The 16796-nt window shown below is 65.8% G+C and carries 14 protein-coding genes; 11 read left to right on the top strand and 3 right to left on the bottom strand.

Annotation, left to right across the window (positions count from 1 at the left end; all coding sequences use genetic code 11):
- Positions 1 to 127 precede the first annotated feature (127 nt).
- Positions 128 to 856: a DNA repair protein RecO gene (recO, locus tag BJY26_RS12465; protein ID WP_179428576.1), complete on the top strand. Its 729-nt coding sequence runs from the start codon at positions 128 to 130 to the stop codon at positions 854 to 856.
- Positions 853 to 1677: an isoprenyl transferase gene (locus BJY26_RS12470; RefSeq protein WP_179428577.1), complete on the top strand. Its 825-nt coding sequence runs from the start codon at positions 853 to 855 to the stop codon at positions 1675 to 1677. Before recO ends, BJY26_RS12470 begins: the two co-directional genes overlap by 4 nt.
- Positions 1678 to 1776: 99 nt before the next feature.
- Here BJY26_RS12470 and BJY26_RS12475 read toward each other — a convergent pair whose 3' ends face one another.
- Together BJY26_RS12475 and BJY26_RS12480 are read right to left on the bottom strand one after the other, a co-directional pair.
- Positions 1777 to 2286, bottom strand: coding sequence for a MaoC family dehydratase (locus BJY26_RS12475; RefSeq protein ID WP_179428578.1), 510 nt, complete (start codon positions 2284 to 2286; stop codon positions 1777 to 1779).
- A 58-nt stretch (positions 2287 to 2344) separates the two neighbouring features.
- Positions 2345 to 4246, bottom strand: coding sequence for a DEAD/DEAH box helicase (locus tag BJY26_RS12480; protein ID WP_179428579.1), 1902 nt, complete (start codon positions 4244 to 4246; stop codon positions 2345 to 2347).
- Positions 4247 to 4662: 416 nt separating this feature from the next.
- Between BJY26_RS12480 and BJY26_RS12485 the strand changes: the two genes are divergently transcribed.
- The 6 genes from BJY26_RS12485 (at position 4663) to BJY26_RS12510 (ending at position 10445) form a co-directional block, all read left to right on the top strand.
- Positions 4663 to 6051, top strand: coding sequence for a glycine--tRNA ligase (locus tag BJY26_RS12485; RefSeq protein WP_179428580.1), 1389 nt, complete (start codon positions 4663 to 4665; stop codon positions 6049 to 6051).
- Between the two features lie 223 nt (positions 6052 to 6274).
- Complete coding sequence (locus tag BJY26_RS12490) at positions 6275 to 6637, top strand: SPW repeat domain-containing protein (protein ID WP_179428581.1); 363 nt, start codon at positions 6275 to 6277, stop codon at positions 6635 to 6637.
- Between the two features lie 164 nt (positions 6638 to 6801).
- A complete protein-coding gene (locus BJY26_RS12495; RefSeq protein ID WP_179428582.1) occupies positions 6802 to 7746 on the top strand; it encodes an ABC transporter ATP-binding protein in 945 nt (314 codons plus the stop codon).
- A 26-nt stretch (positions 7747 to 7772) separates the two neighbouring features.
- Positions 7773 to 8585, top strand: coding sequence for an ABC transporter permease (locus BJY26_RS12500; RefSeq protein ID WP_179428583.1), 813 nt, complete (start codon positions 7773 to 7775; stop codon positions 8583 to 8585).
- Positions 8578 to 9834, top strand: coding sequence for a sensor histidine kinase (locus BJY26_RS19600; protein WP_179428584.1), 1257 nt, complete (start codon positions 8578 to 8580; stop codon positions 9832 to 9834). Before BJY26_RS12500 ends, BJY26_RS19600 begins: the two co-directional genes overlap by 8 nt.
- Positions 9831 to 10445, top strand: coding sequence for a response regulator transcription factor (locus tag BJY26_RS12510; protein WP_179428585.1), 615 nt, complete (start codon positions 9831 to 9833; stop codon positions 10443 to 10445). The genes BJY26_RS19600 and BJY26_RS12510 overlap by 4 nt, the downstream gene beginning before the upstream one ends.
- A 4-nt stretch (positions 10446 to 10449) precedes the next feature.
- Here BJY26_RS12510 and BJY26_RS12515 read toward each other — a convergent pair whose 3' ends face one another.
- A complete protein-coding gene (locus BJY26_RS12515; protein ID WP_179428586.1) occupies positions 10450 to 12111 on the bottom strand; it encodes an acyl-CoA dehydrogenase family protein in 1662 nt (553 codons plus the stop codon).
- A gap of 183 nt (positions 12112 to 12294) precedes the next feature.
- Here BJY26_RS12515 and dusB point away from each other — a divergent pair, with 183 nt between their 5' ends.
- Genes dusB through dnaG form a run of 3 tightly spaced genes read left to right on the top strand, consistent with a single transcriptional unit; the run spans position 12295 to position 16645 of the window.
- On the top strand, positions 12295 to 13458 hold the full coding sequence (gene dusB / locus BJY26_RS12520) for a tRNA dihydrouridine synthase DusB (protein ID WP_237248949.1): 1164 nt from the start codon (positions 12295 to 12297) through the stop codon (positions 13456 to 13458).
- Between the two features lie 8 nt (positions 13459 to 13466).
- Positions 13467 to 14798, top strand: a complete 1332-nt coding sequence (locus BJY26_RS12525) for a deoxyguanosinetriphosphate triphosphohydrolase (RefSeq protein ID WP_179429951.1) — start codon at positions 13467 to 13469, stop codon at positions 14796 to 14798.
- A gap of 11 nt (positions 14799 to 14809) precedes the next feature.
- Complete coding sequence (gene dnaG / locus BJY26_RS12530) at positions 14810 to 16645, top strand: DNA primase (protein WP_179428588.1); 1836 nt, start codon at positions 14810 to 14812, stop codon at positions 16643 to 16645.
- The last annotated feature ends 151 nt before the right edge of the window (positions 16646 to 16796 follow it).

A 16796-nucleotide genomic window follows, 5' to 3' on the forward strand; every position in this document is an offset into this window, starting at 1 on the left:
TTCTGCAGCCATTCGCCACCACTCGGCGGAAGGGAAACGGAAGGGGCGTGAGCCGTGCCAATCGCCACTACTTGCGGAAGTGCTGCAGGAACGCGACAACCCCCGGTCGATTTGAGACAATGGACCGGTGAGCTTATACCGTGACGATGCGATAGTCCTTCGCACCCATAAACTGGGCGAAGCCGATCGCATCGTCACCATGCTGACCAGGAACAACGGACAAGTACGCGCCGTGGCCAAGGGAGTGCGCCGGACGAAATCGAAGTTCGGGTCACGCCTTGAACCGTTCATGCTGATCGACGTGCAATTGCACCGCGGCCGCAATCTTGACATCATCACGCAAGCCGCGACGCTCGAGCCCTTCGGTGGATCAATCGCATCGGATTATTCGTGCTACACGGCAGCTACGGCGATCGTTGAGACCACCACCCGGCTGACCGAAGCCGATGGGATGACGCTGCAGCAGTACTGGCTCGTCGTCGGAGCACTCCGGTCCTTGGCGACCCGCGCTCATGCGCCAAGCCTTATCGTCGATGCGTATCTGTTGCGGGCGCTGGCCGTGGCGGGCTGGGCCCCGTCGTTCGTCGACTGCGCCCGTTGCGGGCGGCCCGGCCCGCACAGCGCATTTACTCCGGCCCTGGGCGGAGCCGTGTGCAGCGAGTGCCGCCCGCCCGGTTCGGCTGCCCCGGCTCCGGACACGTTCCGTCTGCTGGCGGCGCTGCTCGGAGGTGACTGGCAGACCGCGGACGCCGCTCCGGCCCGCGCCCAGCGTGAGGCAAGCGGTCTCGTATCCGCCTATCTGCAATGGCATCTCGAACGCGGACTGCGGTCCCTGCGAATGGTCGAACGCGCATGACGCCGGGCAAAAAGGCCGCCCCCGCCGGAGTCGTCAAGCGAGACCCGCGAACCGTCACTCCGCCGCCGGCCCACCCGTCGGGAGCGCGCCCGCCGTCCATCCCCAAAGCAGTTCTGCCGGGACACGTGGCCATCGTCATGGACGGGAACGGCCGGTGGGCCAACGCGCGCGGGCTGCCTCGCACTGCGGGCCACGAAGCAGGGGAGCCGGCCCTGCTGGATGTCATCCAGGGCGCCATCGAAATCGGCGTGCCGTACCTGTCGGCCTACGCGTTTTCCACCGAGAACTGGCGTCGGTCGCCGGACGAGGTCCGTTTTCTCATGGGGTTCAACCGCGACGTGATCCGTCGGCGGCGCAAGGAACTGAACGCGATGGGCGTGCGTATCGTTTGGTCCGGCAGGCCCGGCCGGCTGTGGAAGAGCGTCATTGACGAACTCACGTCGGCGCAGGAGGAGACGCGCGGCAATTCAACCTTGACGCTCCAATTTTGCGTCAATTACGGCGGTCAGGCTGAGATCGCGGACGCCGTGACGCGTATCGCCGAGGATGCCCGCGCCGGCATCATCAAACCGTCGCGGATCAACGAGAAGCTCATTGCCAAATATCTGTATTCGCCCGAGATGCCGCCGGTCGACCTGTTTTTGCGCTCCTCCGGCGAACAGCGGCTGTCCAATTTCCTCTTGTGGCAAAGCGCATACGCCGAAATGGTTTTCCAGGATGTGCTGTGGCCGGATGTCGACCGGCGGACCCTGTGGGCGGCCATTGAAACCTACGCCGAACGGGATCGACGTTACGGCGGAGCGGTCGACAACACTTCGTAGCATCGACCCGCAAAACGCGCCGCCGCGTCGGGAACGCGCCGTCATAACGGCGCGTTCCCGACGGCGCGGCGCGTTCTGCAAGTGGCGGGCGGCACCGGGTCAGCCGGCGTGGGACGCCCGCGTGTAGATCAAGTTGACGGCCGTGAGCGTCAGGACGGCGACGTCGTCCTGATTGATCATGGCGGCGTCCGTACGCACAATGCCGCGGTCGGGCTTCGAGCGCGAAAGCCGCGCCTCGGCGACCCGGACTTTCAGATGCAGGCGGTCGCCGGGACGTACCGGCGCGGGCCAGCGCAGCTCATCGATCCCGGGGGATCCGAGGCTCGCCACGCGCGTCAGATAATGATCGGCGTACAAACGCATCAGGATCGACGACGTGTGCCAACCGCTGGCGATCAACCCGCCGAAGTACGACTCCTCGGCAGCGGCCGGATCGACGTGAAACGGCTGCGGGTCGTAGCGCCGGGCAAATGCGAGCATGTCGCCCTCGTCCATGACGACGTAGCCGTACCGGAAGGTTCGGCCCGGCTCGTAGTCTTCGAAGTACCTGTCCGTGATCGGGACGGCAAAGTCCTCGCCGCCGATCATGCCCGTCGTTGGCTTGCTCATGAACCCCACGGTACCGCCGGTGCGATTAGGCCCGCGCGATCCGGTTCAAACCGGGCTGTTAGGAGTTCTTGCGCCCGGCAACCTTGGTGCGGGGCTTTCGGCCCGCTTGCTTACCGGTACGGAAGCCCTGATCACGGTAGACCTTGCGTCCGGCGTCGCCGCGGTCGTGCGACGATTCGTGCCGGTCGCCCGATTTGAACGGTTTCTTCGACCGGAACGGCTTGCTGCCGCGGTCGTCCCGACGGTCGCCGCGGTCATCGGAGCGGCCGGGCCGGCCGGTGTCCTTGCGCAATTTGATCAGTTCGCCGCCAATGCGAGTCTTTTTCAGCGCGTGCCATGCCGACTCCGGCAATTCGGTCGGCAGATCGACAAGCGTGTGGTCGGATCGGATGTCGATATGCCCGATCTCGGACGACGTCAGGCCGCCTTCGTTGGCGATGGCACCCACTATCGCACCCGGCTGGACCCGGTTCACCCGGCCCAGCGCAATGCGGTAGGTGGACCGGCCCGGCCCCGGCCCGTGGCCGCGGTCGCCGCGACTGCCTGGCTTGCCGGCGCCGACCCCGCGAGGCTTGGCGACCGGTTCGGGGATCGGGGGAGCGGTCAGCGGTTTTCCGTCGAGCACCATCGCCGCAAGAGCGGCAGCGATTTCCGTGGCCGGCACGTCGTGGGACTGTTCGTAATTTTCAATGACGCCGCGCAACTCGGTGAGGTCTTTCGAACTCAACGCATCGGTGATCCGGCCGGTGAACCGCGCAATTCGCGAGTTCGTCACGTCCTCGACGCTGGGCATTTCCAGTTTGCCGATCGGCTGACGGGTAGCGCGTTCGATGGACTTGAGCATGCGCTGCTCGCGGGGCGTGACGAACAAGATCGCCTCGCCGGTGCGACCGGCGCGTCCGGTACGGCCAATGCGGTGGACATACGATTCGGTGTCCATCGGAATGTCGAAGTTGACGACGTGCGAGATGCGCTCGACGTCGAGCCCGCGGGCCGCCACGTCGGTGGCGACAAGGATGTCAACGGCGCCGCTGCGCAACTGCCCGATGGTGCGTTCGCGCGCCTGCTGCGGGATATCACCGTTGATGGCGGCTGCTGACATTCCGCGGGCCCGCAGCTTGTCGGCAAGTTCTTCGGTGGCCTGCTTGGTGCGCACAAAGACTATGACGCCGTCGTAGTCCTCGACCTCGAAAATGCGAGTCAGGGCGTCGAGTTTGTGCGAGTGCATGACGGTGAGGAATCGCTGGCGAGTATTGGCACCGGTCGTAGTCTTCGACTTGACGATAATTTCGCGCGGATCGTTCAAGTACTGCGCGGCGATCTTACGGATCGAATTCGGCATCGTGGCCGAGAACAACGCGACCTGCTTAGAGTCGGGAGTCGTCGCCAGGATCTCCTCGACGTCCTGCTGGAAGCCCATGCGCAGCATCTCGTCGGCTTCGTCGAGCACCAGGTGTTGGAGCGCGCTCAGGTCGAGCGATCCGCGCTTCAAATGGTCGATGACGCGTCCGGGCGTGCCGACGACGACCTGCGCGCCGCGGCGCAGTCCGTGCAGCTGCGGGCCGTAGCTTTGCCCGCCGTAGACCGGCAGCACCGTGAAATCCGGCAGGTGCGCGGCGTACGAGGTAAACGCTTCCGACACCTGCAACGCCAATTCACGCGTCGGCGTCAGCACGATGGCGGACGGCGCGTTGCCGGTCTTGCCGGCGCGCGTGTCGAACAGGTGCGACAGGATCGGGACGGCGAACGCGGCGGTCTTGCCCGTACCGGTCTGCGCCAGCCCGACGACGTCGTGGCCCTCCAGCAACGGCGGGATCGTGGCGGCCTGGATCGGTGACGGCGTCTCGTAGCCGACGTCGGCCAAAGCGCTCAAGACCGGCGCGGCAATGCCGAGTTCGGAAAACGGTGGTACTTCGGATTGTGCGGAGTCGGATTGCTCGGGCGTGGATTTCTCGCTCATATTTTTCTTCCGTAGACAGATACACGCTTATGCCGCAATTCTTGATGCGGCCGTCACTCTTTGGCTGCGGCCTTGAGAGTTCTCACGTGAACTGTCCGCCGATGCATCGGGCGGAGAAAGGCATGCTGAAAAAGTCAGCGCTGAGCCGGAAATGTTTTGGGTGTGCCACCATCCTACCGGCTAGCGGCCCGAATAGTCGCATTGACAACCGGCAGCCGGACGGCATGTGGTGCGTTTCACGGCGTCCGGCGTTCGCCGAAGCGCGGCGTGCACCCGGCGCCGGGTCTCCGCTAGTCTGGTTGCCTACCATCCGATTTCCGGGCCCGGACGCAGCGTGCGGTGCGTCCGGAAGTCAAAGCACCGACGCCGGCCGGCTCCGACGGGCCGGGCACCGAACACAAGGAGTACGGACAACCGTGGCATCAAACCCCAGCCGACTTGATTCCGTCGTGGCGCTTGCCAAGCGCCGCGGATTCGTCTTTCCGGCGGGCGAGATCTACGGCGGTACCCGCTCGGCCTGGGACTACGGCCCCCTGGGCGTGGAGTTGAAGGAGAACATCAAGCGTCAATGGTGGCGCACGATGGTGACGAGCCGGGACGACATCGTCGGTCTCGACTCCTCGGTGATCCTGCCGCGCCGCGTCTGGGAGGCCTCCGGACACGTCGACGTGTTCAGCGATCCGCTCGTCGAGTGCCAGTCGTGCCATAAGCGTTTCCGCGCCGATCAGCTCATCGAAGAATTCACGGAGCGCAAGGGACGCGAACCCGAAGGCGGCCTCGCCGGCGTCCCGTGCCCCAACTGCGGCGTGCGCGGCGAATACACCGAGCCGAAGGAGTTCTCCGGCCTGCTGAAGACTTTCTTGGGCCCCGTCGAAGCCGAAGAGGGCATGACGTACCTGCGGCCCGAAACGGCGCAGGGCATCTTCGTGAACTTTGCCAACGTCCTGGGCACGTCGCGTAAGAAACCCCCGTTCGGCATCGCGCAGATCGGCAAATCGTTCCGCAACGAGATCACGCCGGGAAACTTCATCTTCCGTACCCGCGAATTCGAGCAGATGGAGATGGAATTCTTCGTCAAGCCGGGAGACGACGAGGAATGGCACCAGTACTGGATCGATGCCCGTAAGAACTGGTACACGGACTTGGGCATCGACCCGGAGAACCTGCGATTGTTCGAACATCCGCAGGAAAAGCTGTCGCACTATTCCAAGCGCACTGTCGATGTCGAATACCGGTTCGGTTTCACCGGATCCGAATGGGGCGAACTTGAAGGCGTCGCGAACCGCACCGACTTCGACCTCAGCACCCATGCCGAGCATTCGGGCGTCGACCTGAGCTTCTTCGACCAGACGGTCGGAGAACGCTGGACGCCGTACGTCATCGAGCCCGCGGCCGGGCTGACCCGCTCGCTGATGGCTTTCCTGGTCGACGCGTACAACGAAGACGAGGCTCCCAACACCAAGGGCGGCGTCGACAAGCGCACGGTGCTGCGTCTCGACCCGCGCATCGCGCCGGTCAAGGCCGCGGTGCTGCCGTTGTCGCGCAACGAGAAACTCTCGCCCAAGGCCAAGGCGCTTGCCGCCGAGTTGCGTCGGAGCTGGAATGTCGACTTCGACGACGCCGGCGCCATCGGGCGCCGCTACCGCCGGCAGGACGAGATCGGCACGCCGTACTGCATCACCGTCGACTTCGACACCCTGGACGACGACGCCGTCACCATCCGGCACCGCGACGACATGACCCAAGAGCGGGTCTCGCTCAGCAAGGCGGCCGGATACTTGGCGCAGGGCCTGGTCGGCGCCTGAGACCGGCCGGACGTCGTCCTCGCTGATCGGGAGCACCGGCTACGGCAAGCGTGGAATGCGTCTCGGCCGGCAGCATGTGCCCTCGTTCGGGCACGGATTTCGGATCACTGCGCCACAATTCGGCACGGTCCTGCCGTTGCCTGCTCACCGTTATTGACCGGGCGGTCAATCAAGAGTAGAACGAAAGAGTCGGAGGGATCCGAATTCAAGGAAGGTGGAAGCAATGAAAACGTGGAATCGCTGGCAGGACTGGGTAACGCTGGCCGTCGGCGTGGTTGCCGCAGCCGTTGCGCTGTTCGGCCTGGCCGGGACGGCCGGAACATCGTCACTTGTCGCGCTCGGCACGCTATTGATCATCGCTGCGCTGATTTCGTTGGCAATGCCCGGTTTGGTCGTCATGGAGTACGTGAAGGTAGCGCTCGGCCTGTTGTTGATCATATCGCCGTGGGTCGCCGGATTCTCCGGGGCGCAGACGATGGCTACCGTTGCGTGGGCTGGGGGACTGATCGCACTCGCGGCGTCGCTGTGGGCCGCACCGCTCAGCGTCGATGCACATCACCACATGCATCATCCGTCGGGAGCCTGACCGTCGCCACGGCAACGCGAATCGAGCTTCAGGAGCCTCAGCGGCGCCTGAAGCTCCCTGACGTCCGGACCGGTGATGCCGACGTTCGGCACCTGACGGATGTCATCTCGAAGTCGTGATGGACGTGTGCGGGCCGAACGGGTCGACGCCGACAGCATGGAGGTATGAACAAAGCAGCTCAGGCACTGGCACCGGCCATCGCCGATCCCACTCCCGGCCCGGCCGCGCCGTACGCCGTCGATGCCCGCGGCCTCACCAAATCCTTCCGCTCGGTCCGCGCCGTGAACGGTATCGATCTGCAGGTCGCGCCGGGCGAAATCGTCGCCTTCCTCGGGCCGAACGGCGCCGGTAAGACCACCACCATCGACATGCTGCTCGGCCTGGCCAAGCCCGACACCGGTACGGTCAGCGTGTTCGGCCGCTCGCCGCGCGGCGCCATTGCACGCGGCCAAGTGTCCGCCGTCCTGCAATCCGGCGGCCTGCTGAAAGATCTCACAGTCCGCGAGACCGTCCAATTGACCGCGACGCTTTTCGCCGACTCGCGTCCCGTGGACGAAGTGCTGGAGCGCGCCGGCATCACCGACGTCGCCGGTCGGATGGTCGGCAAATGCTCAGGCGGGCAGCAACAACGTCTCCGGTTCGCCATGGCGTTGCTGTCGGATCCCGGCCTACTCATCCTCGACGAACCGACCACGGGGATGGACGTCGAAGGACGACGCGACTTCTGGAATTCGATCCGCCGGGACGCCCAACGCGGCAGGACTGTGCTATTCGCCACGCATTATCTCGATGAGGCGGACGCCTACGCCGACCGCATCATCCTGATCCGGGAAGGGCAGATCGTCGCCGACGGGTCGGCTGCCGAAATCAAGAACCTCGCCTCGGGGCGGATAGTTCGTGCCACGGTCCCCGGGCTCACCGACGAACAACTTGCTGCGATCCCCGGCGTCGAATCCGTCGAACGGCGCGCCGACTCCGTCGTGATCTCCACCAATGAGTCGGACGCCGTCGCTCGCCATCTCCTGACGACGACCGACGCGCGCGACATGGAGATCACCTCCCACAATCTCGAAGACGCATTCGTCGCCCTGACCGGCGCCGGCAACTAGCCCAGCCGACAACCAAAGGATTTCCCATGTCCGCCATAGCCCGCAATCCAGTGACTCTCGACCGAAAGGTTCCCCGCTTCGGTGGTTTCAATCCCACATTCTTGTGGATCGAGCTGCGCCGCAAGCTACGCAACCGGCGCACACTGATCTTCACGTTGATCTTCCCGGTCGGCATGTATTTCGTGTCCGGTTACCCGCAACGGCACGCGCCGCTGACGCATGTGCCGATTGACCAGGGCGGACTCAGCATTGCGGCGTACATCATGGTGTCGATGGCGCTCTACGGCGCCATGATGTCCGCCACCGCAGCAGGCGGGGCGGTCGCCGTCGAACGCTCGCTCGGTTGGAGCCGGCAACTGCGACTGACGCCGTTGAACCCGGTCGCCGGCATCGCCACGAAAATCGTCGCCGGCCTCGCTCTCGGCCTGATCGCCGTCGGTGCGACATATATCGCCGGCGCCGTCAGCGGCGTCCGGATGTCGGTGAGCGACTGGGTGCTCTCCGGCCTCGGCGCGTGGATCCTCGGATCGCTTGTCTTCACGGCCCTCGGGCTGATGATCGGCTATATGGTGCCCAGTGAGAACGCCATGCAGCTGGTCAGCCTCGTCGTCGTGTTCCTGTCGTTCATCGGCGGGCTGTTTTATCCGGTGTCGATGATGCCGCACGTGCTGCAGGAGGTCGCCAAATGGACGCCCGTGTACGGTATCGGCGAGTTGTCGCGCGCGCCGTTGACCGGTGACGGCTTCGAACCGCTCGCCCTGTTGAACGCCATTGCTTGGCTCGTCGTCTTCACGGCCGGAACCGTGCTGCTCTTCCGCAAAGACACCAGGCGTGTCTGACCGGGATCGCGGTACATTGAACATCATGAACCCCGACGTCGAGCGCGTGACGGCAGACCGGGCGGAACCTGCCGATCGCGACGAGTTCGGCACCGGGCCGCTCGGCCCCGGATACCAGGGGCCATACGGACGCGACTCGGACGTCACGCTGTGGCGGGCGCTGACTTTTCCGGGGGCACGCAAATGGTACTTCGGCGGCATATTTGCTCTTGCCTGGTTGGTGTTCCTCGGGGTTGAGTATTTTTCGCGGGTCCCGAACATCTGGGTGGGTCTGGGCGTCGGCTTTTTCCTCGTCGTCTTCGCCGCGGCCTTCGAAATCTGCGTGCCGTTGACCTGGTGGCTTCGGCCCGAGCACCGCATCTGGGTGGTGCTCGGATTCTGGGCTCTGACGTTGGGGTTCTGGCCGATCATGCAGTGGAGCGTGGCCGGCACCTGGGCATTCGTCGGCACGATCGCCGCCATGAGCATGTTCACCATGCGCACGACTGCCGGACTCGTCGCGCTGATTGCGCTGATGGCGGTGGGGTTCGAATACTGCGGTGGAGTCCGCGGGCCCGATCTGGTTCCGCTGCCGGCCATCATCGCGTCGATATCGATGATGATGGCCGGCTTCTCCCGCCAGATCGCCACCGTGAATGAGCTGCGGGCCACTCAACACCGAATGGCCGCCCTCGCCGTCGAAGAAGAGCGCGGTCGGGTCGCCCGCGATATTCACGACATTCTTGGACATTCGCTCACGGTGATCACGGTCAAGGCGGAATTGGCGGGACGGCTTGTCGAGCGCGATGCGATCCGGGCCAAGGCCGAGATCAACGACGTCGAGCAACTCTCACGTGCTGCCCTGACCGACGTGCGTGCCACCGTTGCGGGCTATCGCGACGTGAACGTGGTCAGCGAACTGGCGAATGCCCGGGCGGTCCTGGAAGCTGCCGGCATCACGGCCGACCTTCCCACGACAACGGATACCTTGCCGGCCGAATATCGGGAGCTCGCCGGGTGGATCATCCGCGAAGGCGTCACGAACGTCGTCCGGCATTCGGGGGCGACGCTGTGCCGCGTTCGAATGAGCCCCGACATGATCGAAGTGGCCGACGACGGAACGGGTCCGCAAAGCGGCTCCGCCCATTGCCATGCCAACGGCTTGGATGGGCTGCGCGAACGAGTCGAAGCGGCCGGAGCACTGCTGCGTATCGGCACATCGGACCTTGGCGGCTTTTCCCTGCAAATACGAAGCAAAGGACTAACGTGACGACACCGATCCGACTACTCCTGGCCGACGATCAGGCGCTCGTGCGCGGAGCCATGGCGGCTTTGCTGGGTCTGGAACCCGACATCGAAGTGGTTGCGGAAGTCGGTCGCGGGGACGAGATCGTGGAGGCCGCGCAGCGAACGTCGCCCGATATCGCGGTGCTCGACGTCGAAATGCCCGGAATGGACGGTATCGCCGCGGCGGCAGCGTTGGCCGAGCGGCTGCCCGGCGTGCGGACGCTCATGGTCACCACGTTCGGCCGGCCGGGGTATCTGCGCCGGGCCATGCGGGCGGGCGTGAGCGGGTTCGTCGTCAAGGACACGCCTGCCCGGGAGCTTGCCGAAGCGGTCCGGAAAGTCGCGGCCGGGCTGCGCGTCGTCGATCCGACCCTGGCTGCCGAATCCTTGACGAGCGGCGATTCGCCGCTGACCGAACGCGAAGCCGACGCCTTGGGCGCGGCCCGCAGTGGCGGGACGATTGCCGACATCGCGCGCGGCATCAGTCTGTCCGAAGGCACGGTGCGCAATTACCTGTCGGCCGCGATGGGCAAGACCGGGGCACGCACGCGTGCCGAGGCAGTGCGAATCGCCGAACAGAACGGCTGGTTGTAGCCGGTCAGCTGCGCTCCAGAACTGCCGCGAGGTCGAGACCGCGGGGAAGCGCCCCGTACAGGCCGGTCCGATTCGGCACGAGCCGGGCGCCGATGAACGCTTCGGCCACCGGACTCGGCGCCAGCTTCAACATCACTGCCGCCTGCAGCAAAACCGCCATGGACGCCGTCAGCGGCCGGGCCAAGGCAGCGGCGTCGCCCTCGCTCGTCGACTTGCCGACCGCGGCAAGCATTGTCTTCATGTGTTCCAGTTCGGCGTCGTAGTCGGCGTAGACGCCGGCGGTGGCACCGAGATAGGCGCCAAACGCCTCGACGGCGTTTTCATCGCGGGCGAGCGCACGCAACACGTCAAGGGCCATCACATTGCCAGACCCTTCCCAGACCGCCATCACGGGCTGCTCACGGTACCGCATGGCCAGCGGGAAGTCTTCCGTATAGCCGTTGCCTCCCAAGCATTCAAGCGCTTCGTACGCATGCCCGGGGCCGCGTTTGGTGATCCAGTACTTGGCGACCGGCACGGCAAGTCTGCGGAACGCCGCCGACTCGTCGTCGGCGTCGTTGTCGTGCGCGCGGGCCAATACCAGGCCCGTGAGGGTCGCGGCTTCGGCCTCGAGCGCCAGATCGGCGAGCACTGCCGTCATGGCGGGCTGGTCGACCAGGCGGGCGCCGAACGCCGTCCGGCTCCGGGTGTGCCACAGCGCTTCGGCAACGGCCTGGCGCATGCCTGCGGCGCTGCCGAGCACGCAGTCCAGCCGGGTCCGAGACACCATATCGATGATGGCGCGGACGCCGCGTCCCTCTTCGCCGACCAGCGCGCCGAGCGTGCCGTCGAATTCGACCTCGGCGGAGGCGTTGGACCGGTTGCCGAGCTTGTCCTTCAACCGTTGGATGCGGAACGGATTGCGCTCCCCGTCGGGGGTCAGCCGGGGGACCAGGAAGCAGGACGGGCGCGCCGTCCCCGAGCCCGGGTCGCCGGTCTGTGCGAGCACGAGGAACGCGTCCGACATGGGCGCCGAGCAAAACCATTTGTGGCCCGTCAGCTCGTAGGTGCCGCCGGCGTCCACGGCCCGTGTCGTGTTCGCCCGCACGTCCGAGCCGCCTTGCTTTTCCGTCATGGCCATGCCGATCAACGCTCCCGGCTTGGCGGCGCTGAGCTCGGGGGAATAATGGCGCGAGAGGAGCCGCGGCATCCAGGCCTCGGCCAGGGACGGTGCGTGCTGCAGGCTGGCCACGGCGGCGTGCGTCATGGAGATCGGGCAGGCGTGGCCCGGCTCTATTTGCGCGAACAGCATGAATGCGGCGGCCCGTGCCACCGTGGCGCCCGGGCCCGGCTCGGCCCATGCGGAGGTGTGCGCGCCGTACCGGACGGCGTCCGCGATCACCGAGTGATAGCTCGGATCGTAATCGACCTCGTCAATGCGGTTGCCCCATTTGTCGTGGGTGCGTAGTACCGGCGGACGGGTCTGGGCTCGTCGAGCGTGATCTTGGAATTCCGCCGACCCGACGTGGGCACCGATCTCCGTCAGCCGGTCGGCGTCCCAGCCGGCGTCCAAAGCCTTGACCCCTTCGACAAGTGCGCTGCTCGCCGTGAACTCGTTGACGCCGGTGCGCGGCGGCGGCTGGTTCGTGACGGCGTGGGTCTGCCTGATATGTCCTCCCCGGCTCATGTGTCCTCCCGAGTTGACAGTACCGCCGATGAACGATGAACGATGCGGCGCGGCTGGACCTTCCGCGTAGGGATCCGTATTGCGCGTGGGCCTATGGCACGCCAAAGGCCCAGGCGGAACACCGCGGCCCAGGCGGAAAGCCGGACGGGCGTTCCGATTTGCGCGGGTTGGGATACTGGAAGGGTGACGGAAACGCTTGCCCCGGCCAGGCCCTTGCAGATCGGCCCCATTACCCTCGATACCCCAGTCGAGCTCGCCCCGATGGCCGGCATCACGAACGCGGCGTTCCGCCGGTTGTGCCGCGAATACGGTGCCGGCCTCTACGTCTCGGAAATGATCACGTCCCGCGCGCTGCTCGAACGCACGCCCGAGTCAATGCGGCTGGTCGAGCACGCCGACGACGAACGGCCCCGATCGGTGCAGCTGTACGGCGTCGACCCGGCGACTGTCGCGGCCGCCGTGCGGATGCTTGTCGACGAGGATCGGGCCGACCATATCGACTTGAACTTCGGATGCCCCGTCCCGAAGGTGACTCGGCGCGGCGGCGGGTCGGCACTTCCGTGGAAACTCGACTTGTTCACGGCCATCGTGAGGGCGGCCGTCACGGAGGCCTCCCGCGGCGGGATTCCGCTGACCATCAAGATGCGCAAGGGCATCGACGACGATCATCTGACGTTTTTGGACGCCGGGCGAATAGCTCGCGACGCCGGCGTCGCGGCAGTGGCGCTGCACGCACGCACTGCCGCCGACTTCTATTCCGGCACTGCGGATTGGGAAGCGATCTCGGCGCTGAAGGACTCGCTCGGCGATACGGTTCCGGTTCTGGGCAACGGGGACATTTTCTCGGCCGAGGACGCCGTTGACATGATGGCGCGTACCGGCTGCGACGGCGTCGTCGTGGGGCGCGGTTGCCAAGGACGCCCCTGGCTGTTCGCGGATTTGGCGGCGGCCTTCGCCGGCGATCCGACCCGCATCAAGCCGGGGCTGCGCGACGTTGCCCGCACCGTATATCGTCACGCCGAGCTGATGATCGAGCATTACGGTGACGAACGGCGTGCCATGCGCGATATCCGCAAACACATGGCCTGGTATTTCAAGGGCTACACCGTCGGAGGCGAGGCCAGGCGCGGCTTGGCGCTTGTCTCGACGCTTGGCGAACTTCGCGACAAGTTGGCCGCGCTCGACTTGGATCAGGGCTACCCGGCCGAGGGTGCCGAAGGCCCGCGCGGGCGTGCCGGCAGCCCGAAACGTCCGGCGTTGCCGGACGGGTGGCTGAACGAACGTGAATTGACCGGATCGTTCCGTGACCTGCTGTCCACCGCCGAACTCGGTATTTCGGGAGGGTGAAGTAGACAATCGCCAACTCACTTTTCGAATTCTCGCCCAACGCGCCGCGCTCGCCTCATTACGGCGTCCTTGATCGGGAGCGGTGGGCGCACGAGAGCACCAAGAACTCTCGTCGCACGGACTTCCAGCGTGATCGCGCGCGGGTGCTGCATTCGTCGGGGCTTCGGCGGCTCGGGGACAAGACGCAGGTGCTGTCGCCCGGGTTCGACGACTTTGTGCGCACGCGGCTCACCCACAGCCTCGAAGTGGCGCAGATCGGCCGCGAACTTGCCCGGTCCATCGGCTGCGATCCCGATATCGTCGACACGGCCTGTCTGGCTCACGACCTGGGGCATCCGCCGTTCGGACACAACGGCGAGACCGCGTTGTCCGATTTGGCCGTCGACATCGGCGGGTTCGAAGGTAATGCGCAGACTTTGCGGCTGCTGACCCGTCTCGAACCGAAGATCGTGCGCGCCGACGGGACGTCGGCCGGCTTGAACTTGACGCGCGCCACGCTGGACGCCGTCGCCAAATACCCGTGGCCGGTCGAGCAGGCTCCGGCACCCTCGGGCCAATCGTCCCGGATACAGAAATTCGGGGTCTACGCCGACGATATGCCGGTCTTCACCTGGCTGCGCGAGAACGCTCCGGAACGCACCCGGTGCCTGGAAGCGCAATTGATGGATTTGGCCGATGACATCTCGTACTCGGTGCACGACGTGGAGGACGCGGTCATGGCCGGGGCGCTCAAGCTCGGCGAGCTCACGGACGAGGAGAACGTCGACAAGCTGATCAAGACGACGCGGGCCTGGTATCTGCCCGGCACCGACGAAATCGAATTGGTGGAGGCGCTCAACCGGCTGCAGTCGCTCGACTTCTGGCCGGCCGGGCTGGACGGCTCGCGTCGGTCGCAAGCGGCGCTGAAGAATATGGCAAGCCAGCTGATCGGCCGCTTTTGCCTGGCCGCCGAGGTGGCGACCAGGGCCGTGCACGGCCGCGCGCCGCTGTGCCGGTACGACGCCGATCTGGTGGTGCCGCACGATACGGTCACCGAAATCAGCGTGCTCAAGGGCTTGGCGACCATTTCCGTGATGGTGAATGAGCGCCGCCAGTCGATCCAATCGACGCAGCGCGACGTGATTGTGGCGCTCGTCGACTACGCCTATGACAATCCGGGGTCGCTCGATCCGGCGTTCCGCGGCGACCACGAGCAGGCCGCGGACGACGGCGGGCGACTGCGCGCCGTGATCGACCAAGTTGCCTCGTTGACCGACAATTCCGCGTGGAACTGGTACCGGGACATCACCGGGAAGCCGGGTCCGCACGACGATGCCGGCCATGTCGGCGTGACCGAATAGACTTGTCTGTCGTGGCAGGGTTAATCAAGCGCGAAGACATCGACGAAGTACGCTCCCGGGTCAAGATCGACGACGTCATCGGGCAGCAAGTGACGTTGAAGTCGGCCGGTGTCGGATCGAAAAAGGGGCTGTGCCCGTTCCACGACGAGCGGACGCCGTCGTTCCACGTGCGCAGCGAGGTCGGTCTTTACCACTGCTTCGGCTGCGGCGAGAGCGGCGACGTATTCTCGTTCCTGCAAAAGATCGACCACCTGACGTTCACGGACGCCGTCGAACGGCTCGCCGGCCAGGTCGGCGTTGAACTGCACTATGAGGACGGGCAGGGGCCGCGACGCGAACCGCAAGGCAAACGGCAGCGCCTGCTCGACGCGCACCAGGTTGCCCAGGCGTATTTCGCCGAGCAGCTCGCTTCGCCCGAAGCGGCTGTGGGCCGGCAGTTCCTCTCGGACCGCGGATTTTCCCGCGATGCGGCCGCACAATTCGGCGTCGGTTATGCGCCCCGGGGCTGGGACTCGCTGTTGCGGCACCTGCGTGGGCGCGGATTCACCGAACCCGAGCTCGCGGCGTCCGGCCTGGTCAGCGAGGGCAGCCGCGGGCTCTACGACAGGTTCCGCGGCAGGCTGGTCTGGCCGATCCGCGATGTCACGGGCGACACGATTGGCTTTGGCGCGCGCCGACTCTACGACGACGACAAGGGGCCGAAGTACCTCAACACTCCGGATACTCCGCTGTACCGGAAGAACCAGGTGCTGTACGGCATCGACCTCGCCAAACGCGAAATCGGCAAACGCAAGCAGATAGTCGTGGTGGAGGGGTACACCGACGTGATGGCGTGCCATCTGGCCGGCGTGACGACGGCGGTCGCCACGTGCGGGACGGCGTTCGGGGCCGAGCACATCAAGGTGGCGCGGCGAATGCTCTCCGACGACACTGCGTATCGCGGAGAAGTTATCTTCACGTTCGACGGTGACGAGGCAGGCCGGAAGGCGGCATTGCGCGCGTTCGGAGAAGACCAGCGGTTCGTGGCGCAAACGTTCGTCGCGGTCGAGCACAACGGACTCGATCCGTGCGAACTGCGGCAGGCCCATGGCGATGCGGCAGTCGTCGAGCTGGTGAAGTCACGACGTCCCTTGTTCGAGTTCGCCATTGCGTCGACCTTGGCGCAAGTGGACCTGGACACCGTCGAGGGGAGGGTGGCCGCGTTGCGGGCCGCCGCACCGGTGGTGGCAGGCATCAGGGACAACGCGCTTCGCCCCGGCTACGCACGGTTCCTGGCCGGTAAGATCGGCATCCCGGTCGAAGACGTGTTGCGTGCCGTCCACTCGGCGTCGCGACGCGGCGGAACGGAGCCGTCGCGGGCCCCCGTGAGCGAACAGGGATCGTCGGCCGACCCGGTGCTCGAAGTCGAGCGGCAGGCGCTGCAGGTCGCGCTCCAATATCCGTTGGTCGTGCCGCCGGCGCAGTTCGATGCACTGACCGGCGAGGTCTTCCGGTCGCCCGGCCATCACGCCGTGCACGATGCCATTCGCGCCGCCGGCGGCATCGCCCAGGCCCACAAGGATCCGGCCAATTGGGCCAAGAACGTGCTGGGCGCGGCCCCCGACGTTATAGCCGGACTGGTCAGTGAGCTTGCCGTCCGGCCGCTGCCGATGAGTGAAAACGACACGACTCGGTATTGCCGGGCCATCCTGCTCAAACTGTTCCAGTTGGACATCACGCGCGTCAGCGCCGATCTGCACGGGCGCCTGCAACGTTTGGACGCGGTGGCCGATGCCGATGAGGCCGGTGAAGTGCTATCCCAACTGCAGCAGCTCGAGGAACGCCGGCGCGCTTTCCGCTCCGAGTAGCCACCGTTGCCGTTCCGCCGAGTGGTGGCGAACGGCTGCTCCGATCCCGCCCGTCTCGCCGAGTGGTGGCGAATGGCGGCAAAATCGCCGATTTTGCCGCCATTCGCCACCACTCGGCGCGGGCCGTGAGCCATTCGCCACCACTCGGCGC

Source organism: Spelaeicoccus albus (genome assembly GCF_013409065.1).
Lineage (GTDB): Bacteria > Actinomycetota > Actinomycetes > Actinomycetales > Brevibacteriaceae > Spelaeicoccus > Spelaeicoccus albus.